Source organism: Allotabrizicola aquatica (SeqCode) (assembly GCF_965194375.1).
GTDB classification, from domain to species: domain Bacteria; phylum Pseudomonadota; class Alphaproteobacteria; order Rhodobacterales; family Rhodobacteraceae; genus Tabrizicola_A; species Tabrizicola_A aquatica.
The window spans coordinates 108,285-131,773 of sequence record NZ_CBDAEL010000001.1; the positions used below are offsets into that span (position 1 = coordinate 108,285).

Here is a 23,489-nt window from a genome sequence, read left to right on the forward strand (position 1 = left end):
AAACGAGGATCAGGCGTTCATAGACTCGAAGAACTCACCGTTCGACTTGGTCTGCTTCAGCTTCGAGATCAGGAATTCAATCGCATCCGTGGTCCCCATCGGGTTTAGAATCCGCCGCAAGACATAGGTCTTCTGCAGATCCAGCTTATCGACCAACAGATCTTCCTTCCGGGTCCCGGATTTCAGAATATCAATCGCCGGGAACACGCGCTTGTCCGCAACCTTGCGGTCCAACACGATCTCGCTGTTGCCGGTGCCCTTGAATTCTTCAAAGATCACCTCGTCCATCCGGCTTCCGGTGTCGATCAAGGCCGTCGCAATAATCGTAAGCGACCCGCCTTCTTCGATGTTCCGTGCCGCACCAAAGAACCGCTTGGGCCGCTGCAACGCGTTGGCATCCACACCACCGGTCAGAACCTTGCCGCTCGACGGCACCACCGTGTTGAACGCGCGCCCAAGCCGGGTGATCGAATCCAGCAAGATCACCACATCGCGCTTGTGCTCGACCAGACGCTTGGCCTTCTCAATCACCATCTCCGCCACGGCCACGTGGCGCGTCGCCGGTTCGTCAAAGGTCGAGGACACCACTTCACCGCGCACACTGCGCTGCATATCGGTCACTTCTTCGGGCCGTTCGTCGATCAACAGCACGATCAGATAGCACTCCGGGTGATTGGTCGCGATCGAATGGGCGATGTTTTGCAACAGCACCGTCTTACCCGTCCGCGGCGGTGCCACGATCAAGGCGCGCTGGCCCTTCCCGATCGGGCAGACCAGATCAATGATCCGGGCCGAGCGGTCCTTCACCGTCGGGTCTTCAATCTCCATCTTCAGCCGCTCATCCGGATAAAGCGGCGTCAGGTTGTCGAAGTGCACCTTGTGGCGCGCCTTTTCCGGATCATCAAAGTTGATCTTCGTCGCCTTGATCAGGCTGAAATAGCGCTCATTCTCGCGCGGCGCCTGAATGACGCCCTCAATGGAATCCCCCGTCCGCAGCGAAAACTGCCGGATCATCTCGGGACCCACATAGATATCATCTGGTCCCGGCAGATAGTTGGCCGAGGGGCTGCGCAAGAACCCAAACCCGTCCTGCAACACTTCCAACACACCGTCGCCGCCGATTTCCCAACCTTCCTCGGCATGCTCTTTCAAGATCGAGAACATCATCTCGCCCTTGCGCATCGAAGGCGCGTTCTCAATCTCCCATTCTTCGGCCATCGCCAGCAACTCAGCCGGCGTCTTTGCCTTCAGATCAGCAAGATTCAAATGCTCGACAGTCATCGAAGTCCCCTCGGCTCGCCCAAATCAGGCGATCAGCATATCGGTATACAGGAAAGCGCTTCCGGCCGGACGGCCCACGCATGATCCGGCCATACGGCGGCAACCGGCTCGAGTCAAGTTTTCAGAACTTAAGGATCACCGCAAAGACGATCAACAGCATAAAGACCGTCGGAACCTCGTTCATCATGCGGTACTGCCGCCCCGATAGCAGGTTCTCACCCGCCAAAAACGCCTTGCGACGCGCCGCGAGCCACATGTGAAACACCGTCATGGCCACAACCGAGATCGCCTTGACCCAAACCCAAGCCTCGCTCCAGACCACAATCCCCGGCGTCACCACCAGTGCCAATCCAAAAACCCAGGTCGCAATCATCGCAGGGTTCATGATCGCGCGCAGAAGCAACCGTTCCTGATGCTGGAACAACTGATCCATCTCGCTGCCAGCCACCACACCTTGCTTCTTCAGGCCCTCAACATGGTAGACATACAGCCGGGGCAGGTAAAACAGGCCCGCCATCCACGAGATGACAGACACGACATGCAACGCCTTGGTCCAAAGATACCAGTCCGCCAAAAACCCGCCCATCTGATCCCTACCCATTCTCTGTGCTTTTCTTCTTCTTAAAGAAATAGAGTCTTAATGGAAGATGAAGATGTAGGGGCTGTGGGTATCGGAACAGCTGACATCATCCCCAAATATGCCCACAAGCAAAACCCTGTGGAAAACAATTGACAAAGTCTGTTCCAAGCAAAATATGCCATATAAGTCAAATAATTAACAGAAATTTCTACCCACAGAGAGGCATTGCATCGCCCTTGGATAACGCCCTATCCCAACCCCGGCTGGCCTGTTGTCCTCATGTGGACAATCCCTGTCATTCATCTTGACAAGACCGCAGTTGCCAACACCTTGTCGTCCAAGCGCCCCGCAGCTGCCACTCATCCCCAAATCCCGTTGTAACTTATCCACAGCCATGTCCCGCCCCCTGATCCTCGCCTCCACCTCGTCCATCCGCCTCCAGCTCCTGCGCAACGCGGGGCTTGACGTCACGGCTCAGGCTGCGCGCGTCGATGAGGAGACCATCCGCCAAAGCCTTGAAGCCGAAGGCGCCACCCCCCGCGACATCGCCGATGCCTTGGCCGAGATGAAGGCCGCCCGGATCGCCAGCCGCACCCCCGGCAGCTTGGTCCTTGGCTGCGATCAAGTGCTTGATTTCAAAGGGACAGCCTTCGCCAAACCCACCTCTCCATATCAAGCGCGCACCCAACTTCTGTCTTTGCGCGGCCAGACCCACAGCCTCCTCTCCGCTGCCGTGCTTTATGACGGGGGTGAGCCGATCTGGCGACATGTCGGCCAAGCCCGCCTTACCATGCGTGACTTCAGCGAAGCCTACCTTGACGATTACCTCGCCAGAAACTGGCCCGACATCAGCCACTCCGTCGGTGCCTACATGCTCGAAGCCGAAGGCGTGCGGCTCTTTAGCCGGATCGATGGCGATTATTTCACCATCCTTGGTCTGCCGCTGCTTCCCCTCTTGTCCTATCTCGCGACCCGGGGTTTTATTCCGGCATGACAGAGCTTGCCAAAATCCCCCTCGCCGGTGTCATCGGCCACCCCATCGCCCACAGCCGATCCCCGGCCCTGCATGGGTTCTGGCTGCATCGCTATGGGGTCAAGGGCCATTACATCCCCATGGACGTCGCCCCGGCAGACCTTGAAACCACGCTGCGCCATCTGCCTAAGATCGGCTTTGTCGGCCTGAACGTCACCCTTCCGCACAAAGAGGCCATTCTCAAGATCGCCGACGTCATCAGTGACCGCGCCGCCTTGATCGGGGCGGCCAACACGCTGATCTTCCGCAAGGATGGCAAAATCCACGCCGACAACACCGATGGCGCGGGATTTGTCGCCAATCTGCGCCAAAACGCCCCGCACTGGGTGCCCGCCGCGGGCCCCGCCGCCGTCTTTGGGGCGGGCGGTGCCGCCCGCGCCGTGGTCGCCGCGCTGATCGAGGTGGGCGTGCCGGAAATTCGGATTTCTAATCGCTCTCGCCCGCGAGCCGAGGCGCTCCGCGCAGATTTCGGCGCCAAGCTGGTGGTTTATGACTGGGTTCAGGCCGCCAATATGCTCGAAGGGGCCGCCACCGTCATCAACACCACCTCTCTGGGCATGGCTGGCAAACCTGAATTCCGCGTGCCGCTTGATGCGATCGAACCCGGCGCCGTGGTGAATGATCTGGTCTACAACCCCCTCAAAACCACCTTTCTGGCCGAGGCCGAACAGCGCGGTGCCACCATCGTCGACGGCCTTGGAATGCTTTTGCATCAGGCGGCCCCCGGCTTTGAACGCTGGTTCGGCCCCACCCCGGCAGTCGATGAGGCCACCCGCCAAGCCGTGCTCAGCGCATGACAGCCTTTCGCCTTGGATTGACCGGCTCCATCGGGATGGGCAAATCCACCACCGCCGCCATGTTTGCCGAGGAAGGGCTGCCCGTCTGGGATGCTGATGCCGCCGTCCACCGGCTTTACGGCCCAAACGGCGCCGCCGTGGCCCCGATTGCGGCACTTTGCCCTGAGGCCCAAACCGCCAGCGGGCTTGATCGCAACGCCCTGAAACGCTGGATCAGCACCGACGCATCCGCGCTGGCACAGCTTGAATCCATCGTTCATCCGCTCGTCGCCGCCGACCGCGACGCCTTCATTGCCTCGGCCCAGGCCGATATCATCGTCCTCGACATCCCGCTTCTCTTCGAAAAAGGCACCGAGGCGCAGATGGACGCCACGCTTCTCTGCACCGCGCCCCTCGCGCTGCAAAAGGCCCGCGTCATGGCGCGCGGCACCCTGACCGAGGACCAGTTTCAAACCATCCTCGCCCGCCAGATGCCCGATTCCGAAAAGCGCGCCCGCGCCACGCATATCGTGGAAACTCTGTCCCTCGACAGCACCCGCGCCTATGTTCGCGCGCTTATCACCCATATCCGCGAAGGCCGCCGCCATGCGTGAAATCGTTCTGGATACCGAAACCACCGGCTTTGAACCCTCCGAAGGCCACCGCATCGTGGAAATCGGCGCGGTAGAGCTCTTCAACCACATGCCCACCGGCCGCACCTATCACCAATATATCAACCCCGAACGCTCCATGCCGAAAGAGGCGTTCGAAGTTCATGGGCTGGGCGATGACTTCCTGCGCGACAAGCCGGTCTTTCGCGACATCGGCCGCGCCTTTCTTGACTTCATCGGCGACGCCAAGCTGGTCATTCACAACGCCGCCTTCGACATCAAGTTCCTGAATTTTGAGCTGAAACTGATTGGCCTGCCCCCCATCGACTGGCCCCGCGCCATCGATACGCTGGCAATCTCGCGCCAAAAGTTCCCGGGTTCTCCGGCCTCGCTTGATGCACTCTGCCGCCGCTTTGGTGTCGACAATTCCGCGCGCGAAAAGCACGGCGCGCTTTTGGACAGCGAGATTTTGGCCGAGGTTTATCTGGAACTGATCGGCGGCCGCCAACCTGACTTCGCACTCGCCAGCCAGCCTGCGAAAAACGACGCATCCGGATCAGCGCAAAGCGATGATTGGCGACCCCGTCCGCGCCCCGAACCGCTGGCGCGCCGGATCACCGCCGATGAAGCCGCAGCGCACTCAGCTTTGGTGGCGAAGCTGGGCGCGGCGGCGCTTTGGACAAAGCGGGCGTAAAGACCAGCCCGCTAAGGGGCCAGCCTTTTCAAAAGCCTTAGTTCGGAACGGCCTGCGCCTGCGCCTGGGCGCGACGTGCCATTTCCTGACGATACAGCGCCAGAAAATCGACGGTATCGATGTTCAACGGCGGGAAGCCACCATCACGGGTGACGTCCGAAATGATGCGCCGCACAAAGGGGAACAGCATCCGCGGACATTCGATCAGCAGGAACGGGTGCAGTTGGTCATCTGGCACGCCTTCCACGTGGAACACGCCGCCATAATCCACCTCCAGCAAGAACAGCACATCGCCGGTGGCCTTGTTCTTCGACGTCACCTTGTATTTCGTGACGATCTCATACTGGTGGTCCACCTGACGCTTGCGCGCGTCCAAGCTGACAGCCACCTGAATATCCGGCTGCACATCGGTGCCCGACACGCCCTTCTGCGCCACGACATTCTCAAACGACATATCGCGCACGAACTGTGCCATCACCGACATGCGAACCTGCGGCGCAGCGCCGTTTTCCTCGGCCATTCCCTTAACTCCTCAATACGATCTTGACGCTGTTCCTAGCAGGTCAATCAGGCGGCCTCAATGCCGGGTCCAACGCGAGGGTGGCAGCGTCTCATCCCGTGGTTCGACCACCACGGTAAACTCCCCCTCCACCACCTCGTTTTGCGGCGGCTTGCCGTCAAAGCGAAACCCGCGCGCAGCCAAACGCTGACCCACCAGCGCAATCACAGCTTTTTGCACGACCGGGATCAACAGGATCAGCCCCAAGGCGCTGGTCAAAAACCCCGGCAAAATCAACAGCAGCGCCGCCACCATCGAAAACCCACCACGCGCCACCTGATGCAAGGGGATACCGCCGCGCCGCTGCCCCGGTCCCGCCGCGCGCCGCAAGATGGAAACCCCCAGCACGGACGATCCCAGCACAAAGGCCAAGGTGCCCCAAAGCCCCAAGACCCCGCCAAGCGTGACAAAAAGACCGATTTCGATCAGCGGCACGGCCAGAATAAGCGCAAAGACCCACATGTTTTCGTTCCCCGGCGCTGCAAACTGGACTTGCGCACCCACAGTCCCTACATAAGCTCTCTAAGCCCAAACCTCCAACCCTTTGGGCAATTTAGTGCCGAGGTCGAAATGAATTCTTCCCTGTTGCAGCTTCTGGTTCTTGCCGGGATTGCCGTTTTTCTTATCCTGAAACTGCGCGCGGTTCTCGGAACCCGCGAAGGGTTTGAAAAACCTGCCGTGCCGGCCGACCCGGCCAAAGCCCGCCCCAACCAGAAGTTTGAGGTCATCGAAGGTGGCCTTGACCGCGACATCACCGACCATGTCGCCGAAGGCACGGACGCGGCCCGCGCCATGATGGCCATGAAACAGGCTGAACCGGGATTTTCGGTGTCCGAATTCCTGACCGGCGCGCGTGGTGCCTATGAAATGATCCTCATGGCCTTTGAGCGCGGCGATCTCGACAGCATCCGCCCTTTCCTGAACGACGAGGTTGAGGCCAGCTTTGCCCAAGCGATCAACGCCCGCGAACGTCAGGGCCTGACGGTTGAGGCCAATTTCATCGGGCTGCGCGAACTCGCCGTCGCCGAGGCCGAGTTTGACGCCGCCACGCGGACCGCCGAAATCACTGTTCGCTTCACCGGTGAACTCACCACGGTCGTGCGCAACGCCGCCGGCGAAGTGGTCGACGGCCACCCCACCAGCCCCAAACGCCAGCGCGACGCTTGGACCTTTGCCCGCCGCATGGGCGTGCAAGACCCGAACTGGCAGCTTGTGGCGACCGGGGACTGATGCGTGCGGCGGCGGTCCTTGGCTGTCTGGCGCTTGCCATGACCGTGGCGACCCCCGCCCGGGCAACCATCCTTGATTTCAGCCAGCTGGAAGGCTGGGAGGATGACAACCACCGCGCCGCTCTGACCAGCTTTCTAGAAACCTGTGACAAGCTGACCAGCCCAGACTGGCGTCCGATCTGCGCTTTTGCCGCAGATGCCGGAGCGTCCGACGCCTCGGCCAAGGCGTTTTTTGAACTGTTCTTCAGACCCGTGGTCATCGGCGATCCGCCCGCGCTTTTCACCGGCTATTACGAACCCGAGCTGAACGGCTCTCTCACCCGCAGCCCGCGCTACGCCTATCCCATTTACCGCCGCCCGCCCGAATTGCGCGATGGCCAAGTATACCACGACCGCGCCAGCATCGAAGCCGGCGCTCTGCGTGGCCGTGGTCTGGAACTCGCTTGGCTGGAAGACCCGGTCGAGGTTTATTTCCTGCACATTCAGGGCTCGGGCCGCATCCGCCTTCCCGATGGTCAGGTGATGCGCGTGGGATATGGCGGGCGAAACGGGCATGCCTACCGGTCTATCGGTCAAGAGATGATCCGCCGCGGCACCCACACCGCAGATGAGCTTTCGGCCCAAAGAATTCAGGATTGGGTCCGCGCCAATGGGCAAGCGGGCAGCGCCATGCTGAACTACAACCCGTCCTACATCTTTTTCCGCAAACTTGATGATCTGCCGCCGGAAAAAGGACCCATCGGTGCGATGGGCCGGTCAATCACCCCAATGCGATCGGTGGCGATTGACCCCGACTATACCCCGCTCGGCGCGCCGGTCTGGATCGAGAAAGACGGTGGCGATCCGATCCGCAGCCTGATGGTGGCGCAAGACACCGGCGGCGCGATCAAAGGGCCGCAGCGGGTGGATGTGTTCTACGGAACGGGCGACGCCGCAGGCGATGCAGCGGGGCAGGTCAAGGATGGCGGTCGCCTTGTGGTGCTTTTGCCCATCGACCGCGCCTATGCGATGCTGCCCGAAGGCTGATCGATGGCCCGCCGCCGCACCTTGCGTCCTGAAGAACAGGAAATCTGGGCCGCCGTGGCGCGCACGGCCACGCCCATGCACCCCGGTCGCCAGCTTTTCCTGAAAGAGGTCGACACCCCCCGCAACGCCGTCCCCCTGCACCCCGAGGCACCCGAGCCTCACGGGCACACCCACCCCCGCTTGCCTTTGTTTCACCTCGGCGAAAAATCCCGCTCTGCCACAAGACTGGATCTGGTGCCCACCCCCGCCGAGGCCCTTTCCGCCGCCCCGCTGCAGATGGACGCCAAGACCCACGGCAAGATGACCCGGGGCAAACTGACCCCCGAGGCGCGGATCGACCTCCACGGCCTCACCCTGTCTGAGGCGCACCCCGAACTGATCCGCTTTATCCTGAACGCGCAGTCCGACGGCGCGCGGCTGGTTCTGGTCATCACTGGCAAAGGGCGGCGGGGCGAAGATATCGGCCCCATCCCGCAGCGCATGGGCGTCTTGCGCCATCAGGTGCCGCAATGGTTGCGCCAGCCGCCCTTGGGGCAAGCGGTGCTGCAAGTGTCCGAGGCGCATCTGAAACACGGCGGCTCGGGTGCCTATTACGTCTATCTACGCCGCCGCTAGCTATTGGTTCACGTCGCTGGCGATCTGGACCACCGGGTGCAGGATGATCTGTGTGGCGTTCTGAACAGTCAGCACCGCGCCAGACAGCAAGCCCACCCGCCGCGCGCGGTCCGCCTCAAACGCGCCTTCGATCTGGCCAATGTTCTCGATCAACCGGATCAACGCCGGGCTGTCCCCCAGCGTGAAATGCCCGGCACCGCTGGCAAACTCTCCAACATCCATGAAGGTGACCTTCAAATCCGCCACCCGCGAGACATCCGACAAAGACCCCAGCCGCTCGCGCTGCCCCGTCAACCGCGCCGACAGGCCCAAAAGCCTGTCCCGGTCTGACCCGAAAATCAAAAAGGGCTGCGGCAGCTCACCAATGGCACTGACCTGAGAGCGGAACACATCCACATCGACATCCGGCGAAATCAGGATCACCCCGGCAATGCGGCCCAGCGCCGCCTGATCGCCACGAATGGCGGCCTGCCGCAGCGCTTCCATGGCAAGCCCCGATCCCATCGAATGGGCCACCAGCAAAATCCGCCGCGCCCCGGCCTCTGACACCTCGTCAATCAGCCGCTCCAACCCGTCACGGGCAAAGAGCGCCGAATCCCGGTCATAAACATAGCCCAGCGGTTTCGCAGCCGAGGGCCAGGCGTAATTCACAACGGCACCGGGGATCTCCAGATCATGCGAGAACTGGGCAACCCGGTAGACGCCCTCGGCAAAGTTGTTGTTGTAGCCATGCACAAAGATCACCGCCTCATACCCGTTCGCCGCCAGATTCCGCTGCAAATCGGCCCGAAACGCGGGGTTTGACGGGTAAAGCACCTCTTTCGTCGTCAAAAAGTGCCGCGCAGGATTGGGCTTCTCAAACCGCGTGGGCCAATTGATGTCGCCCCGCGTGCGCTGCGGCGGGATCGAGACGTCAAGCCGTGCAAAGCGCATCTCTTCGCTGCGCTCTTGGCCAAACGCGCCCCCCGCCAACACCCGCGTGGTGCCGATAAACACCGGGGTGACCTGCCCAACCTTTGCCGCCTCTGGGCTATAGGTGATCTGCCCCCGCGGGCTGCACGCGACAAGGAGGACGAGCGCCAAAGACCATAAGGCGCGCGTCACAAGACATAACGCGAGATATCGGCAGACCGCGACAAAGCGCCAAGATGTTTTTCGACAAACTCTGCATCCACCGTCACACTGTCCCCAGCCCGGTCCGGCGCGGTAAAGGACAACTCCTCAAACACCCGCTCCATCACCGTATAAAGCCTGCGCGCCCCGATGTTTTCCACGCTGCGGTTCACCTCGGCGGCAATCCGCGCCAGTGCTGCAATGCCCTCGGCGGTAAAGGTGACAGCCACCTCCTCGGTCGCCATCAGCGCCGAGTATTGGCGGGTCAGGGCATTGTCGGTCTCGGTCAGGATGCGGACGAAATCCTCCTCGGTCAGCGGGGCCAGTTCCACCCGAATGGGCAAACGGCCCTGCAATTCCGGCAACAGATCAGACGGCTTGGCGATATGGAACGCCCCCGAGGCGATGAACAGGATATGATCGGTTTTCACCGGGCCATGTTTGGTCGACACCGTGGTGCCTTCAATCAGTGGCAACAGATCGCGCTGCACCCCCTCGCGCGAAACATCAGCCCCCCGCGCATCCGACCGCGCACAGATCTTGTCGATCTCATCCAAGAACACGATGCCGTTTTCCTGCACCGCCTCCAACGCGGCGGCCTTCACCGCCTCATCGTCCAAGAGCTTGTCGGCCTCTTGCCCGATCAGCAGCTCATAGCTGTCGGCCACCGTCACCCGCTTGCGCGTGGTGCGCCCACCGAACGCCTTGAACAGATCATTCAACCCCTGCATCTGGTTTTCCATGCCCGGCATCATCCCGAACATGCCCTGCGGGGTGGCGCTGTCCTGCACATCGATCTCGATCATCGTGCTGTCCAACTCGCCACGCTTCAGCTTGCCGCGAAACAGCTCGCGGGTCTGTTCACGCGCGTCCTTTCCCGCCAGCGCCTCGATCACACGCTCCTCGGCGGCCTTCTGGGCGCGGGCCTTCACCTCGTCGCGCATGCGCGTGCGGGTGTCGATCATCGCGGCGTCCACCAGATCGCGAATGATGCTGTCAACATCGCGCCCGACATAGCCCACCTCGGTGAACTTCGTCGCCTCCACCTTCAGGAACGGCGCGCGCGCCAGCTTGGCCAGACGGCGGCTGATCTCGGTTTTGCCCACCCCGGTTGGGCCGATCATCAGGATGTTCTTGGGATACACCTCATCGCGCAGATCATCGCCCAATTGCTTGCGCCGCCACCGGTTGCGCAGCGCCACAGCCACGGCGCGCTTGGCGTCGCGCTGGCCGATGATGTGCCGATCCAGCTCCGAGACAATCTCACGCGGGGTCAGGTTGGTCATTTGGAAATCGTCTCCACGGTCAGGTTGCCATTGGTGAACACGCAAATCTCGGCAGCAATCGCCATCGCTTTGCGCGCAATCTCCTCGGCGGGCAGGTCGCTGTGCATCAACCCCCGCGCTGCGGCCAAGGCAAAGTTGCCGCCCGACCCAATGGCCGTCACATCATGCTCCGGCTCTAGCACATCCCCCGCGCCAGTGATGACATAGAGATCAGCCCCATCGGTGACGATCAGCATGGCCTCAAGATTGCGCAGGTATTTGTCCATGCGCCAATCTTTCGCCAATTCCACGCAGGCGCGGGCCAGTTGCCCGGGCGCGGACTCCAGCTTTTTCTCCAGCCGTTCCAACAGCGTAAAGGCGTCAGCGGTCGATCCGGCAAAGCCGCAGACCACATCATGCCCACCGGGCGACAACCGCCGCACCTTGCGCGCACTGCCCTTGATGACGGTATTGCCCAAGGACACCTGACCATCCCCCGCCACCACAACCTTGCCACCGCGCCGCACCGCCAGAATCGTGGTGCCATGCCAGCCGGGAAACCTGTCGTCTGCCATCATCCGCTCCTTATGCCCTGCGCCACTATGAAAGGCCGCACGGGGCAATTCAACCGGCACCGGCGAAACGGCGCTTGCTGCACGCCGCCAGTCGCAGCACATTCAACCTATGGCCGAACCGAAGATTCTGCATTTCCACCTTGATGCCCATTTGCGGGCCAGACATGCCGCCGGCACGGGCGGCATGCTCAATCAGGTGACCGACGCCGTTCGTGCGGCGGGCTGGGAGGTGACCCTTGCGCCCCTAGAAGAGTCAATGGGCAGGCCCAAGGCGGAAGGCTATCATCTGGTGCTGAACCTGCCGGTCTGGGGGCCGCGCTGCCTCAGCCTGCGCAAGACCTACCGCGATCCGTTCTGGAAGATCGAAGAGACCAATGACCGCTGGGAGTATGAGATTGCCAGCGCCACCTTTGACCCCGCAACCCTCAAAAGCGGGTTCAACGGCTTCATGGGCTATTGGCGGCCGCGTTTTCTGGGCGACACACCGCCCGCCCAAGGGTTGGGTCCGTTCATCTTCGCCCCCCTCCAAGGCCGGCTGACCGAGCAGCGGCATTTCCAATCCATGTCGCCGATCCAGATGCTGCGCGCCACCCTGCAAGCCGACCCTGATCGGCGGCTGATCGCCACCCTGCACCCGCGCGAAACCTACAGCGCAACCGAGCTTTTGGCGTTGGACCAACTCGCCGCCGATGAGCCCCGCTTTACACTGGCCGAAGGTGACAGCCTGCCCTTCGTCAAGGCCTGCGATTACATCGTGACGCAAAACTCATCCGTGGCGGTGACGGGGTATTTCGCGGGCAAACAGGCGATCCTCTTCGCCCAGATCGATTTTCACCACATCGCCGGATCGGTCCCGCGTGATGGGATCGACGCGGCCTTTGCCAAGATGCGCCAGTCCCCCCCCGATTTCGCCCGCTATCTCTATTGGCTGCTTGAGATGAACGCGATCCGCACTTGGGACCCAGCGGCGCAGGATAAGATCCGCGCGCGTTTGGCCCATTTCGGCTGGCCCATCTGAATGCAAAAGGCACCCCGAAGGGTGCCCGCAGCCTGTGCAAAGCGCACAAAGATCAGATCGAGGATTGAATCCAAGTCGCCAGCGCCGCCTTGGGGGCCGCGCCAATTTTGTTCGACACCACCTGACCGTCCTTGAACAGGAACAGCGCCGGAATCCCGCGCACACCCAGAACGGCCGGGCTGTCGGGGTTTTCATCCACGTTCACCTTCACGATCTTGACCTTGCCCGCGTATTCAGCGGCCAATTCTTCAAGCGCGGGGCCAATCTGGCGGCAGGGGCCACACCATTCGGCCCAGAAATCCACCACAACCGGAATGTCCGATTTGCGGACTTCGGCATCAAAGGTGGCGTCGGTGACGGCAACGGTATTGGCACCCATGGCGGGACTCCTGGAAGATCTGAATAGGCGTCGAAGCTAGGGAGACTGCGCGGCAACGTCAAGGGAGCGCGGCGCGCTTCAGTGCCGCACTCACGAGATCGGGATCGAGCGCCATAAGATTGGCGGTCCGGGTCCACAGCACATAGGGCTCAATCACGCGGTCCGGGTAAATCTGCGTCAACGCGGCCAGATAGGCCCCCATCTGGCGCAAAATGCCCTCGGGCACGTCTTCGGGCGCTTTCGGGCACTGGGTGTTGGTCTTGAAATCGATGATCCGCACGCGATGCCCGTCCACCACCAGCCGGTCAATCGTGCCTTGCAGCACGGTTTCCCCCAGCTGCGCCGTGAAGGGCGCTTCGGCTAAGCTCTCGGGGCCGAAGATCCAGCGCAAATCTTCACGCTCCAAAACCCGCGACGCCTCGGTCATGGCGTCCGCCACAAGGCCTGGATCGGGGATCAGCGCCGCCGCAGCCGTCGGCCAATCCGCGCGTGGAATCCAGGGCAACTGCTCCAACAACAGATGCACCGCCGTGCCCCGCGCCTTGGCAACCTCTTCCGAGGCTGAAAGGCTTTCCCCCGCCAGCACCTTGGCCCCGCCCAGATCCGAAGGCGACCGCGCCTGCGCCGGGCGCGCCTCGGGCTCAATCGGCTTCAGCAGCAGATCCCCACCCGCCCCATGACCGGGCGCGGCAACAGCGACTTCAGGCGCCCCCAGCGGCGCGGGCCAGTCACCGCTCATCAAGCGCAGCGTTCCACCCTCGGCCTTCTCCGCCCCCAGCGCCCGCATCGCGCGCTCCACTTGGCGATACCAGCACAGCTCATCAACCGGCTTTGGGGCGGGCGGCTTGGTGCTGGTTTCAGTTTTCGCATCCCCCGCGCCGGCCACAATCAGCCACGTGCGCGGCCGGGTCAGCGCCACATACAAAAGCCGGGCGCTCTCGGCGGTCTGGTTGGCCTTGCGGCGCGCGCGGGTCTCACGAATGGCAACGGGCGAGGCATCGGCGGGCGTTTTCCATACCGGCTGCCCGCCGGGCAACAGATAAATCTCGTCACGATCCCGCGGATTGCGATCAGCGGTATCAGGCAAGATGACAATAGGCGCCTCAAGCCCCTTGGCCCCATGCGCGGTCATCACGCGGATCTTGTCCCCGGCGGCGTCCATCTGGCGCTTGACGGTCACATCATCGGTTTCCATCCAGATCAGGAACCCCGTCAAGCTGGGGACATCCGTCGCCTCATAGGCCAGCGCCTGCGACAAAAGCTCGTCGATGCCATCCTCCGCCTCATCGCCCAGCCGCGCCAAAAGCCGTTCGCGCCCGTGATGCCGGGTCAGCGCGCGTTCGATCAGATCAAAGGGCCGCAGGAAATCCGCCTGATCGCGCAGGTCCCGGAGCATGTCCACGGTTTCGGCATGCCGCGCGCTGTCGCGCAAGGCTTCCCACAAGAACCCCTTGCGGCCATGGGCCAGCCGAAACAGCTCATCCTCGCTCCACCCACACAGGGGCGAGCGCAGAACGGCGGCCAGCGACAGATCATCCTCAGGCGTGGCCAGAAACGACAAAAGCGCCGCCAGATCCTTGACCGCAAGCTCGGCCCCCAGCCGCAGCCGGTCAGCCCCGGCAATCGGTAAGCCCTCGGCCTTGCAGGCCCGGATGATCTCGGCAAACACGGTCGACCGGCGCTGCACCAAGATCAGCACATCCCCCGCATGCATCAGGCGCGGATTGCCCTTTTCATCGGGAATCTGCGTGCCCGCCGCAATCATCCGGCGGATTTCGGCTGCGATCTTGTTGGCAAGCTGGGCGCTGTGATGGGCCTCGTTCACAAGGTCCACCGGGTCATCCCAGTTCTTGTCCTCTTCGGTCTTGGTCGACTCAATCAGCGGCCAAAGATCCACCCGGCCCGGCAAACGGTCATTGACCCCGATATGGGCCGGACTGGCGCCCAGCGCCTGATCGAACCCTGCCTCAAAGGTCTGGTCCACCAGCCGCAAGATCGCCGGAGACGACCGGAACGAATAGCGCAACTCCATCGTCTGGAACTGCTTTTTCGCGGCTTCGAACTTGGTCTTGAACGTCGCATGTTTTGCATCAAAGGCGGCGACATCGGCACCTTGGAACGAATAGATCGACTGTTTCTTATCGCCCACCACAAACAAGGTGCGCGGGCGGTCAGGATCGCGCCCTTCGCCCGAGGTAAACTCCTCGGCCAAAAGCTCGATCACCTTCCACTGGTCGGGCGAAGTGTCCTGCGCCTCGTCCACAAGGATATGGTCGATCCCCCCATCCAGCCGATATAGCACCCATTGCGCCACCGTCCGGTCGGTCAAAAGCCCCTTGGCGCGGGCGATCAGGTCATCAAAGTCCAGCCAACCGCGCGCCGACTTGGCCTGCTCATACAAGGGCAGGAACGCGGCGGCAAAGCGGTGCAGTGCATGCGTCTTGCGCGCGGCCTCCAGTGCCAATCGACGCGGTCTGGCCTGTTCGATGCGCAGCATCAACGCGTTGAGTTGATCCATCCGATGGTCAAAGGCCGCGCGCGCATCCTTGGTTGGGAAGGCGTCAATCTTGGCGGTCTCGCGCTTTGCTGCGTCCTTCACCTCGTCGCTGTGCAGGAAAATCTTTTCCAGATGGGCCAGATCGGAAAGCCTCGGCTCAGACAGGTTCAATGTCGCAAGCCGCGCGGCGGCTTTCTGGTCATTGGGGCCGCTCGCCATGAGAACGGGAACAAGGTCCGCCATCAGCGCAGGCTCATTGCCAAGGAAGCTGTCCCGCAAAAGCTGTGCGGGGCTGTCACCCGCATCCGCCCCGAACAACTCCTTCGCTTCCACTTCCCCCAACACCGTCGCAAACCCATGCCGCGCCGAGGCGACCTGTTCCATCAGCGCGGTAAACTCCTCACCCGTGTAGATCGCGGCTATCTCGGCCATGATCGCGGGCGCCTGCGAATCCGACATCTCCTCGACGATCTGTGCCCGCAACAGCCGCGCGGCGCGGTCATCCAGTTCCGAAAATCCGGGCGAGATTTTGGCCTCAAGCGGAAAGCGGCGCAAAAGCGTGGCGCAAAAGCTGTGAATGGTCTGAATCCGCAACCCGCCGGGGGCTTCAAGCGCGCGGGCAAATAGCCGGCGCGCGCGTGCAAGATCATCGGCGACAAAGCCCGGCCCCTCGCCCAGCGCGGCAAGGTCCGCCCGCAGCGTGTCATCCGGCAACATCGCCCATTCGCCAAGGCGCTTGAACAGGCGGTTCTGCATCTCGGTGGCGGCGGCCTTGGTATAGGTCAGGCACAAAATGCGCTGCGGCTCCACCCCGCTGAGAAGGAGCCGCGCCACGCGGTCAATCAGCACCCGCGTCTTGCCAGACCCGGCATTGGCGGCCACCCAAGTTGTCGCAACCGGGCTGGCGGCTTGAACCTGGCGTTCGGTGGCCTCGTGAATCAAGCTCATTCGTCCACCTCTTTACCCACAAACACCGGCTCGGCGCGGTCGGTCATCTGCCATTCCCCATACCGGGCCAGATGGTCGTAATCCCCTTCGATCCGGTCCGAAAACACCGCCCGCCGCGCGGTATAGCCGGTGCTGGCAAGCCGATAGCGCGTGATCAGCGCAATGAACCGCGCCCATTCCTGGTCCAGATCAATCTTGTCACGTGGCGTTTCGATGGTCTTGGGCGTGCTGCCAAGGCCGACATAGCTGAACCCAGCCACCTCGCAGGGACCAAGGTCCGCAAAGCCGCCGCGCTCCACCATGGCGGCGGTCAGGCGCAACTGCTTATCATAAGCCTCCTGCTGCGGTTCACTGGGCGGACTGCCGGTCTTGTAGTCAAAGAGATGCATGCGCCCATCGGGCAGAACGTCAATCCGGTCGGGCTTGCCAACCAGCGTGAATCCCGGCGGGTCCAGTCGCAAAGCGCCGGGGGTTTCCAGAACCGCCGGGCTGCCGCCATGCTTGGCATCTTGGATCAGAAAATCGTTCGCCGCCCGCTCCAGCCGGGCCAGCCACATCAGCCGCGCCGCCGGAAACGGCGTGCCGGTCTGCAACACATCCGCCGCACTGGTCAACAGCCGCGCCCGAGCGGCCTCTTGGGTTTCCGCCTCCGGCCGCTCGCGGACAAAGCGTTCAAGAATGTCATGCAAGAGACTGCCGCGATCCCGCGGATCGGGCGCGGCCCGCAGCGGGTCAAGCGGCCGCAGCCGCAGCACATGCCGGGCATAGATGGCAAAGGGGTCACGGATCAGCCGTGTGATCTCGGTCAGCGACAGCTTGTCAGGCCGCGCGCCAATCGGCGGGCGCGGCGCAGGTCGGCTGGCGGGTTGAAAGCGCGGATTGTCCAACAGCGCAGGCGAAGGGCGATCCAAAGACTGCGCCACCCGCACCCAAGCCGCACCGCGCGCCCGCATCTCGCCCAGCGCCTCTGGCCCGTGACGCGTCGGCAGGCCCCTCATCAGGTTTTCCAACCGGTTCAACCAGCGCGAGGGCACGGTCTGCGCCTCGGCATCGCGGGCCGCGCGGGTCAGCACCACGCGCGGTGCGCCAATTGCCTGCTGAAAATCATGCGCCGAAAGGCCAATCTGCCGTTCGGGCAGCAAGAGCCCGGCATCCTTGCGCATCTTGCGGTTCAACCACGGGTCCGGGTCGGGCAGTTTCGGCCAGATCCCGTCATTCAACCCGCCAAGGATCACCAGATCGGCCCCCTGAACCCGCGCTTCCAGCGTGCCCCAGATCATGATGCGCGGATGGGCCTGCACCGCCTCGCGCACCTCGCCGCTGGCCAGAACCGCCTCAAACAGCTCGGCATATTCCGCCGGATGGAACCGCCCGCCGTGCGGTGCCTCATCTTGCAGCGCCTGAACCGCCGCCCGCGCGGCCTCGCCCGCCTCTTTCTCCCAAAGCCCGCCGCTGCCCTCGGCCGCCGTGCCGCGCGCAAGCGTTTCCGCCAAATCCCGGTGCAGCGCGACAAGATCGGCCAGCGGCGCTGTCGCCACGGGCTCGAACCGGTCGATCACCCGCCCCACCATCGCGGCCCATGGGGCGGCCTCTGGGTCGGCGCGCAGCCCCGCCCAAGTGACAAGATCAGCCCCGGTCGGAAACACCGGCCCGTGGCGGCGTAGCGACAGTTCAAGATCGCGCGTCAGCCGCAGATGCGTCCCCCGCTCGCCACCCGAGGCAGCCAGCGGATGCTTCAACAACGCCAAAAGCTGATCCGCCGTCAGCTTTTGCCCCAAGGCCCGGCCGATCTGGCGCAAGAACCGCCCCGGCGCTGACAGGCCCAGCGGGCGTCCGGCGGAATCGTCGGGCAGGATGTTCCAACGGTCCAGCGCCGCCGTCACTTGCCGGGTCAGGTTCCGATCTGGCGAGATCAGCGCGGCGGTGGTGCCGTCCTCCGCCGCCTGCCGCAAGATCAACGCAATGGCCAGCGCCTCGATCCGAACCGAAGGCGCCTCGATCAGCGCCACATCGGCGGTCGCGGCCCTAAGATCGGGCAATCTCGGCCCATCGGAAAGCCATTGATCGGTGACCGGCGCTGGGCGCAGCGCCAGCGACACCAGCGCATTGCGGGCAGGGCAGGGCGCAGCACAGTCAACCCAAGCCCGCACCGCCCCCGGCGTCAGTTCCAGCCGGTCCAGCAAGCGGCGAAAGCGGTATTGCGGGTGGTCCTCGGCCGTCAGAACGTCATCCATCTGGTCCCAGACGGCGCGCGGCATGTCGAAATCAAACCCCGGCAGCACCAGCGCGCCTTGCGGCAGCCGCGCCACCATCTCCATCAGCCGCAGCGTCGCCCCGCGCGACCCGGTTGATCCCGCGATCAAGATCGGATGCGACGGCGGAGCCTCTGCCCAGCGCTCTGCCAAAAGGTCAATCGCCATGCGCTGCCGCGCTTCGGCCTCGGGGGCGCTGGTGCGGTCAAACACTTCGGTGACAATGCCTAGAAACGACTGCGTCCGCGCCCAATGCGCAGCATGCTCCGACACATTCAGCGCCGAAATCGCGCTGGGGTGCAGACCCTCGACATGCAGCTCCTGCATCAGTTTGGCCAGACTGTCGGCCAGATCATAGAGCGCATGGCGCGGCGCAAGCTCCGGCTCGGCATCCAAAAGCGCCGCAATCAACTGCGCCAACTCCAACCGCCGCCGCAAGGGCGGCACGGCAGGCGGCAGCGCAAGGCCCGGACGGTCGGCCAATTCGGTGACCAATCGCATCCATGGCAACAGCCGCGCGCCCCGCTCTTGAAACAGCGCGCTGACCCGGCGGCGCATGCGGGCGGTGTTCAGGTAAAGCTCCACCCGCGACATGGCTTCGGGCGGCTGACCCGCCATCCGCGCGATCAGCCCGTCCACCAAAAGCCGCGGAAAATCCGCACCGGGGGGTAGGGCAAAGATCCGTGGTCCGGCACTGTCAAACATTCTACACCCCCAACATCGCCTCGGCCTCGGCAATGCCCTCGGGCCGCCCGACGTCACACCAGCCACCGTCATGCACAATGCCAAAGGCCCGACCCCGGCCAATCATCTCATCCCAAAGGATGTTCAGCGAAAACACCGTGCGATCCACCCCGGCCAACCCTTCACAGCGCAGGATCTGCGCCCCAAGATAGACCAGCCCCGGCGCCCCCTTGGCACGGGCAATGCGCCCATCGGCACCAATCAGGAAATCCCCCGTGCCCTTGTGCCCCGTGGCCTGACCCACCGGCAGCAACAACAACAGCGCATCCATCCTCTCGGGGTCCCACTGCGCCACAAGCTGGGACAGCGGGTTCTTCCCGGTCCAGACGGCGTCGCTGTTCAGCGTCATCACCGGACCTGCGCCCAGATGCGGCAGCGCCTTGCGCAACCCGCCGCCGGTTTCAAGGATCTCATCCGCCTCATGCGACAGCGTCACCGGCCGCCCCGCCAGATGCTGCGCGATCTGATCGGCCAGATAATGCGTGTTCACCACCACCGGCCCCGCGCCCGCCTGATCTGCCAGATCCAGCGCATGATCCAACAGCGGCTTGCCCGCCACCGGGATCAGCGGTTTTGGCCGATGGGCCGTCAGCGCCCCCATCCGGGTTCCAAAGCCCGCCGCAAACACCATCAGGGGGAAGGACATGAATCACCTATACAGGACAAAACTTGAGGCGTCGGTTCGGGCAGCAATTCCCGGCACAGCCGCGCCAAAGGCGCCGTCGCCGGGTGGGTCAAATTGCGCTGCAACTGGCCCCAGACCCTTGGGATCAGCCGCAGATATCCGGGCTTGCCGGACACCCGGCAAAGCCGGGTAAAGATGCCCAAGATCCGCAAGGCCCGCTGCGCCCCAAGCACCGCATAGGCCGCATCAAACCCCGCATCCGCCCCCATGTTCTCCTTGAACCGGCGGATCATCGCCGCCTCGGTTTCAGGCGACACATCGCGGCGGGCATCTTGCAGCAGAGACACCAGATCATAGCCCGGTTGCCCCATCTGCGCGAGTTGGAAATCCAGCACCCCCACCCGCGCAATCCCCTCGCGACCCGGCAACCAAAGCAGGTTCTCTGCGTGATAATCGCGCAAGATCATCACCCTTGGCCCATCGGCATGGGTGGCCATCACATCTTCCAGAGCCGCCCGAAAGCCGGCCCGGTCGCCCTCGCTTCCAATCGCGGCCTTGCGATACCAATCCAGTGCAAAGCACCCCGCCTCGGCCCAGTCTGCGGCGCTCAGATTGCCAAGCCCGGCCATCGGTGCCTGTCTTTGCAGCGCGCACAGGACATCGGTCGCACCTTGATACAAGGGCATCTCTTGCGCGGGATCAGCCTCAACAAGCCGGGCAAAGCTGCCGTCCCCGAAGTCTTCCAGCAGCAAAAACCCATGCCGCAGGTCTTGCGCCAGACAGCGCGGGGCCGACAGGCCAAGCTGCCGCAGATGCGCCGCCACCCGCAGGAACACCTCCGGATCATCCCCCTTGCCGGGCGGCGCATCCATCAAGACCGCCGTTTCAACCCCCTTGGTCAGCCGGTCATAACTGCGGTCTGAGGCATCTCCGGCCAGAAACCGCCGCTCCGCATCGCCCCACCCGGCGCGCTTCAGAAACGCGATGGAAAGCTCATGGCGCTCAGTCATGTTCGGCCCAATCCTTCGCAAGATCGCCCGCAAGATCTGCCCGCAGCCCCGGCAAAACCGCCACCCGGCGGCCCTCGCCCTCCAGCGCAAACCGCAACCGCATCGCCCCTTTGGGCAGCAGGCTTCCCAAACGGTCGGGCCATTCGATCAGGCAGATCGCGCTGTCAAAGGCCTCTTCAAGACCCAGTTCCAGCACCTCATCCGGATGGCTCAGGCGGTAAAGATCGGCATGCCAGATCTCTACATCCGCCTGATAGCTTTGCACCAGCGTAAAGGTGGGGGAGGGCACATCTTCGGCCCGCCCCAACCGCGCCTGAATAAAGGCGCGCGCAAAGTGGCTTTTGCCCACCCCGATCTGCCCTTCCAGCAGCAGACAATCCCCGGCCTGCAGGCGGGCGGCAAACCACTGGCCCAGCCGGGCCGTGGCATCGGCATCCACAAGATGCAGGCAAAGGGGGGGAACATCGGCCATCTTGCCGCCGAGTCTATCCGGCCCCCGCAGCCAGCCGCAAGCCTTCAGGCGGTTTTCAGCGTATCGGCCCCGGCCAGAACCGGGCGGGTCATGCCCTGCGGGTCAAGCGAGCGAAAGCCCGCAAGCGTCGCCCCGCCCGCCAAAGGCGCAAATCGGCACGACACCAGCCGCCCATCCAGCAATCGCGCCTCTGACCGCCACGGCATCCGGTTGCCAACGGTCGAGATGAACTCCTCGGCCTCTGACCACAGCGCGCTGGGCGCAGACAGCGCGCGCCAATGGGCGGCAACCGTTCGGATGGTCGTGGTGATCACGCTGATTTCCGGGTCATGGGCCCACATCACCGCATAGGCGAGGTTCGACATCACCAATTGCCCCGAGGACGAAAACACCGCCACCGCCTCATCCATTTCATCAATCACCGCCTGACCCAGTTCCAGATCAGACCGATAGCGCCGACTGCGGGACACCTCATATGTGATGTCCTCGATCATCAGGGCCAGCGCGCCATTCGGATGTGGGCGGCCGACAACCTTGAAGGTCTGCCCATCCGGCAGATTCCACGTCTCCTCATAAAGCCCCGAGGCGGCTGCCTTCTCCATCTCAACCAACTGCCGCCGCCAGCTGCGGTAATCCTTCGGCTCGGGAATCATCTTGCGGTCGCGCAGCGCATCCAGCACCGACAACAGCGAGGGCCGCATCGACAGGAATTCCGCAGGCAGACCCGTCAGATCCATCAAGGCCGGGTTGAACAGCTGCAACTGCCGCTGCCTGTCAAAGATCGCCAACCCCGTGGGCAATTGCGCAAAGGTCTTGGTCAAGGTCTGCATGAAATCGCGCAGCGCGCCTTCGGCATTCACCGCCGCATCGGCGGGCAAGGCAAACACCAGACGTTCTGTGCCGCTGGCCGTTCCGATCAGATCATACCAAGCGATGTCCTCGTCCGGAATTTTGACCGCCGCGCGCTGGCCGCGCGCCGTTGATTGGCTGGCAACGCGCTCAAACAGCCGGGGCAGGGGCCAGCCCAGCTCTTTGCCCGCCGGAATCGTGCCAATCGCCTTCAACATATAGGCAGAATTGGCCCAAACCACCTCTCCCCCCTCAGTCTCCCGCCAAATCGGCAGGGGTGCTTGGGCCAAGGCCTCGCGCAGATGCTCCACCTCTTGGGTCAGCGCGCGATGCGCCAGCGCATCAGTCAGCATCGGGCGTCCATCCTGCGTGGGGTCGGTCAGGCTGATCCGGATCAACCCGCCGCTCAGATCCGCCGCCAACAACAGAGTCTTGCCCTGCGACGACCGCCCTTCCAACAGGATCTGCCCTTCGTCCTCCAGCCGCTGCACCTGCGCCTCGACATCAGGGAAGTACAGCGACAGATAGCCGATCAGCCGCAACCAATGGCTGCCGCGCCCGCGGCTTGTCGCCAAAATCTGCCGGGCGGCTGGGGTTGCATCGATCAGCGTGTCGCCATCGAACAGAAACACCGTTCCTTCCCCGCCCTGCGCCGCCGCTGAAAAGATCGACGCCCCCACCTGCCGGGACGGCCCCTGCACAGCCTGCACAGTCAAAAGCCCCGCAGTCGCGGCCACAAAGGCAATCAGCACCAACGCAAGCCCAAGCAGCCAGTCCAAAGCGACCCCTCCTGCAGACAGAACTATAGCCCTGAAGGATCAACTTAAGGATGTAATGGTTAAGGCAGCGTTAAAGCAATACTAACAAAAACAATGGCTTAAGTGCTGCTTTAGGTTCCAATATCGTATGTATTGTAGGTTCCTATCTCTTAGCCAGATGTCGGTCGCGCATTTGCATCCAATAGTCAGTAACCCTATTCTGTACTCACCCACACTAGCTCCTCCCACCGTCTCAGCATCGACTAACTGCCCATCTCAAGGCTTTGGTGAAGTTGCATTGAGAACAGGCCAAGACCTTCTGCTCACGTGACCAAGTATACTGTGGCTACACCAGAACCTTGGCCCTCGATGTCACCCAAAACGGATTGAAATTTTTATCTCGGATATGAATGGGGCAACCAGCGGCAAGTGAATCCTCAGCCAGCTTTTCCAAGGGTCCCAAGTTCAGATTAGAACAGGATGATTACAGACTGCTTCGACCAAGGTGCCATGGAGACCGAGCCTCAAACCTCAGTCTGCTCTGCAAGCAGGATGTGGCGATGGATGCCCAAATCATATA

General features: G+C 62.9%; 22 protein-coding genes. 8 read left to right on the top strand and 14 right to left on the bottom strand.

From position 1 onward, the window contains the following. Positions 1 to 9: 9 nt before the first annotated feature. Complete coding sequence (gene rho, locus AC72UB_RS00510) at positions 10 to 1,281, bottom strand: transcription termination factor Rho (RefSeq protein WP_463290815.1); 1,272 nt, start codon at positions 1,279 to 1,281, stop codon at positions 10 to 12. A 121-nt stretch (positions 1,282 to 1,402) separates the two neighbouring features. Further along, complete coding sequence (locus AC72UB_RS00515; protein WP_505188391.1) at positions 1,403 to 1,867, bottom strand: CopD family protein; 465 nt, start codon at positions 1,865 to 1,867, stop codon at positions 1,403 to 1,405. Positions 1,868 to 2,255: 388 nt separating this feature from the next. Between AC72UB_RS00515 and AC72UB_RS00520 the strand changes: the two genes are divergently transcribed. Genes AC72UB_RS00520 through dnaQ form a run of 4 tightly spaced genes read left to right on the top strand, consistent with a single transcriptional unit; the run spans position 2,256 to position 4,975 of the window. Then, positions 2,256 to 2,855 (top strand): Maf family protein, encoded by a 600-nt coding sequence (locus tag AC72UB_RS00520; RefSeq protein WP_505188048.1) that lies wholly within the window; start codon positions 2,256 to 2,258, stop codon positions 2,853 to 2,855. After that, positions 2,852 to 3,691 (top strand): shikimate dehydrogenase, encoded by an 840-nt coding sequence (locus AC72UB_RS00525; RefSeq protein WP_505188049.1) that lies wholly within the window; start codon positions 2,852 to 2,854, stop codon positions 3,689 to 3,691. The genes AC72UB_RS00520 and AC72UB_RS00525 overlap by 4 nt, the downstream gene beginning before the upstream one ends. Beyond that, positions 3,688 to 4,284 (top strand): dephospho-CoA kinase, encoded by a 597-nt coding sequence (coaE, locus tag AC72UB_RS00530; RefSeq protein ID WP_505188050.1) that lies wholly within the window; start codon positions 3,688 to 3,690, stop codon positions 4,282 to 4,284. The genes AC72UB_RS00525 and coaE overlap by 4 nt, the downstream gene beginning before the upstream one ends. Next, entirely contained in the window at positions 4,277 to 4,975 is a 699-nt protein-coding gene (gene dnaQ, locus AC72UB_RS00535) for a DNA polymerase III subunit epsilon (RefSeq protein ID WP_505188051.1), read from the top strand. Before coaE ends, dnaQ begins: the two co-directional genes overlap by 8 nt. Before the next feature lie 37 nt (positions 4,976 to 5,012). Here dnaQ and secB read toward each other — a convergent pair whose 3' ends face one another. Both secB and AC72UB_RS00545 read right to left on the bottom strand, forming a co-directional pair. Beyond that, positions 5,013 to 5,495 (bottom strand): protein-export chaperone SecB, encoded by a 483-nt coding sequence (secB, locus tag AC72UB_RS00540; protein WP_505188052.1) that lies wholly within the window; start codon positions 5,493 to 5,495, stop codon positions 5,013 to 5,015. Between the two features lie 57 nt (positions 5,496 to 5,552). Continuing rightward, positions 5,553 to 5,996 (bottom strand): FxsA family protein, encoded by a 444-nt coding sequence (locus AC72UB_RS00545; protein ID WP_505188053.1) that lies wholly within the window; start codon positions 5,994 to 5,996, stop codon positions 5,553 to 5,555. Positions 5,997 to 6,104: 108 nt separating this feature from the next. Here AC72UB_RS00545 and AC72UB_RS00550 point away from each other — a divergent pair, with 108 nt between their 5' ends. The 3 genes from AC72UB_RS00550 to AC72UB_RS00560 are packed head-to-tail and all read left to right on the top strand — an operon-like array spanning position 6,105 to position 8,404. Continuing rightward, on the top strand, positions 6,105 to 6,764 hold the full coding sequence (locus AC72UB_RS00550; protein ID WP_505188054.1) for a Tim44/TimA family putative adaptor protein: 660 nt from the start codon (positions 6,105 to 6,107) through the stop codon (positions 6,762 to 6,764). Beyond that, positions 6,764 to 7,789 carry a murein transglycosylase A gene (gene mltA, locus AC72UB_RS00555; RefSeq protein ID WP_505188055.1) on the top strand — a complete coding sequence of 342 codons (1,026 nt, stop codon included), beginning with the start codon at positions 6,764 to 6,766 and terminating at the stop codon, positions 7,787 to 7,789. The genes AC72UB_RS00550 and mltA overlap by 1 nt, the downstream gene beginning before the upstream one ends. A gap of 3 nt (positions 7,790 to 7,792) precedes the next feature. After that, positions 7,793 to 8,404, top strand: coding sequence for a Smr/MutS family protein (locus tag AC72UB_RS00560; protein WP_505188056.1), 612 nt, complete (start codon positions 7,793 to 7,795; stop codon positions 8,402 to 8,404). Here the strand turns inward: AC72UB_RS00560 and AC72UB_RS00565 are convergent, their stop codons facing one another. The 3 genes from AC72UB_RS00565 to hslV are packed head-to-tail and all read right to left on the bottom strand — an operon-like array spanning position 8,405 to position 11,357. After that, positions 8,405 to 9,508 carry an alpha/beta hydrolase gene (locus AC72UB_RS00565; RefSeq protein WP_505188057.1) on the bottom strand — a complete coding sequence of 368 codons (1,104 nt, stop codon included), beginning with the start codon at positions 9,506 to 9,508 and terminating at the stop codon, positions 8,405 to 8,407. Beyond that, a complete protein-coding gene (gene hslU, locus AC72UB_RS00570) occupies positions 9,505 to 10,803 on the bottom strand; it encodes an ATP-dependent protease ATPase subunit HslU (protein ID WP_505188058.1) in 1,299 nt (432 codons plus the stop codon). The genes AC72UB_RS00565 and hslU overlap by 4 nt, the downstream gene beginning before the upstream one ends. After that, positions 10,800 to 11,357, bottom strand: coding sequence for an ATP-dependent protease subunit HslV (gene hslV, locus AC72UB_RS00575; RefSeq protein ID WP_505188059.1), 558 nt, complete (start codon positions 11,355 to 11,357; stop codon positions 10,800 to 10,802). The genes hslU and hslV overlap by 4 nt, the downstream gene beginning before the upstream one ends. 109 nt (positions 11,358 to 11,466) lie before the next feature. Between hslV and AC72UB_RS00580 the strand changes: the two genes are divergently transcribed. Continuing rightward, entirely contained in the window at positions 11,467 to 12,375 is a 909-nt protein-coding gene (locus tag AC72UB_RS00580; RefSeq protein ID WP_505188060.1) for a hypothetical protein, read from the top strand. 52 nt (positions 12,376 to 12,427) lie between these two features. On the opposite strand, the gene trxA is transcribed toward AC72UB_RS00580, so the two are convergent. The 7 genes from trxA to AC72UB_RS00615 are packed head-to-tail and all read right to left on the bottom strand — an operon-like array spanning position 12,428 to position 22,930. Continuing rightward, positions 12,428 to 12,754: a thioredoxin gene (trxA, locus tag AC72UB_RS00585; RefSeq protein ID WP_463290830.1), complete on the bottom strand. Its 327-nt coding sequence runs from the start codon at positions 12,752 to 12,754 to the stop codon at positions 12,428 to 12,430. A 58-nt stretch (positions 12,755 to 12,812) separates the two neighbouring features. After that, on the bottom strand, positions 12,813 to 16,199 hold the full coding sequence (addA, locus tag AC72UB_RS00590) for a double-strand break repair helicase AddA (RefSeq protein WP_505188061.1): 3,387 nt from the start codon (positions 16,197 to 16,199) through the stop codon (positions 12,813 to 12,815). Next, complete coding sequence (gene addB, locus AC72UB_RS00595; RefSeq protein ID WP_505188062.1) at positions 16,196 to 19,156, bottom strand: double-strand break repair protein AddB; 2,961 nt, start codon at positions 19,154 to 19,156, stop codon at positions 16,196 to 16,198. The genes addA and addB overlap by 4 nt, the downstream gene beginning before the upstream one ends. 1 nt (position 19,157) lies before the next feature. Then, positions 19,158 to 19,841, bottom strand: coding sequence for a nucleotidyltransferase family protein (locus AC72UB_RS00600; protein WP_505188063.1), 684 nt, complete (start codon positions 19,839 to 19,841; stop codon positions 19,158 to 19,160). Continuing rightward, on the bottom strand, positions 19,826 to 20,830 hold the full coding sequence (locus tag AC72UB_RS00605; protein WP_505188064.1) for an aminoglycoside phosphotransferase family protein: 1,005 nt from the start codon (positions 20,828 to 20,830) through the stop codon (positions 19,826 to 19,828). Before AC72UB_RS00605 ends, AC72UB_RS00600 begins: the two co-directional genes overlap by 16 nt. Then, positions 20,823 to 21,302, bottom strand: coding sequence for a tRNA (adenosine(37)-N6)-threonylcarbamoyltransferase complex ATPase subunit type 1 TsaE (tsaE, locus tag AC72UB_RS00610; RefSeq protein ID WP_505188065.1), 480 nt, complete (start codon positions 21,300 to 21,302; stop codon positions 20,823 to 20,825). Before tsaE ends, AC72UB_RS00605 begins: the two co-directional genes overlap by 8 nt. 44 nt (positions 21,303 to 21,346) lie before the next feature. Beyond that, positions 21,347 to 22,930 (bottom strand): PAS-domain containing protein, encoded by a 1,584-nt coding sequence (locus AC72UB_RS00615; RefSeq protein WP_505188066.1) that lies wholly within the window; start codon positions 22,928 to 22,930, stop codon positions 21,347 to 21,349. Positions 22,931 to 23,489 lie beyond the last annotated feature (559 nt).

Bases quoted from the DNA above. Each gene is read 5' to 3' on its own strand.
- rho (WP_463290815.1), bottom strand. From the start codon at position 1,281: ATGACTGTCGAGCATTTGAATCTTGCTGATCTGAAGGCAAAGACGCCG.
- AC72UB_RS00515 (WP_505188391.1), bottom strand. From the start codon at position 1,867: ATGGGCGGGTTTTTGGCGGACTGGTATCTTTGGACCAAGGCGTTGCAT.
- AC72UB_RS00520 (WP_505188048.1), top strand. From the start codon at position 2,256: ATGTCCCGCCCCCTGATCCTCGCCTCCACCTCGTCCATCCGCCTCCAG.
- AC72UB_RS00525 (WP_505188049.1), top strand. From the start codon at position 2,852: ATGACAGAGCTTGCCAAAATCCCCCTCGCCGGTGTCATCGGCCACCCC.
- coaE (WP_505188050.1), top strand. From the start codon at position 3,688: ATGACAGCCTTTCGCCTTGGATTGACCGGCTCCATCGGGATGGGCAAA.
- dnaQ (WP_505188051.1), top strand. From the start codon at position 4,277: ATGCGTGAAATCGTTCTGGATACCGAAACCACCGGCTTTGAACCCTCC.
- secB (WP_505188052.1), bottom strand. From the start codon at position 5,495: ATGGCCGAGGAAAACGGCGCTGCGCCGCAGGTTCGCATGTCGGTGATG.
- AC72UB_RS00545 (WP_505188053.1), bottom strand. From the start codon at position 5,996: ATGTGGGTCTTTGCGCTTATTCTGGCCGTGCCGCTGATCGAAATCGGT.
- AC72UB_RS00550 (WP_505188054.1), top strand. From the start codon at position 6,105: ATGAATTCTTCCCTGTTGCAGCTTCTGGTTCTTGCCGGGATTGCCGTT.
- mltA (WP_505188055.1), top strand. From the start codon at position 6,764: ATGCGTGCGGCGGCGGTCCTTGGCTGTCTGGCGCTTGCCATGACCGTG.
- AC72UB_RS00560 (WP_505188056.1), top strand. From the start codon at position 7,793: ATGGCCCGCCGCCGCACCTTGCGTCCTGAAGAACAGGAAATCTGGGCC.
- hslU (WP_505188058.1), bottom strand. From the start codon at position 10,803: ATGACCAACCTGACCCCGCGTGAGATTGTCTCGGAGCTGGATCGGCAC.
- hslV (WP_505188059.1), bottom strand. From the start codon at position 11,357: ATGGCAGACGACAGGTTTCCCGGCTGGCATGGCACCACGATTCTGGCG.
- AC72UB_RS00580 (WP_505188060.1), top strand. From the start codon at position 11,467: ATGGCCGAACCGAAGATTCTGCATTTCCACCTTGATGCCCATTTGCGG.
- trxA (WP_463290830.1), bottom strand. From the start codon at position 12,754: ATGGGTGCCAATACCGTTGCCGTCACCGACGCCACCTTTGATGCCGAA.
- addA (WP_505188061.1), bottom strand. From the start codon at position 16,199: ATGAGCTTGATTCACGAGGCCACCGAACGCCAGGTTCAAGCCGCCAGC.
- addB (WP_505188062.1), bottom strand. From the start codon at position 19,156: ATGTTTGACAGTGCCGGACCACGGATCTTTGCCCTACCCCCCGGTGCG.
- AC72UB_RS00600 (WP_505188063.1), bottom strand. From the start codon at position 19,841: ATGTCCTTCCCCCTGATGGTGTTTGCGGCGGGCTTTGGAACCCGGATG.
- AC72UB_RS00605 (WP_505188064.1), bottom strand. From the start codon at position 20,830: ATGACTGAGCGCCATGAGCTTTCCATCGCGTTTCTGAAGCGCGCCGGG.
- tsaE (WP_505188065.1), bottom strand. From the start codon at position 21,302: ATGGCCGATGTTCCCCCCCTTTGCCTGCATCTTGTGGATGCCGATGCC.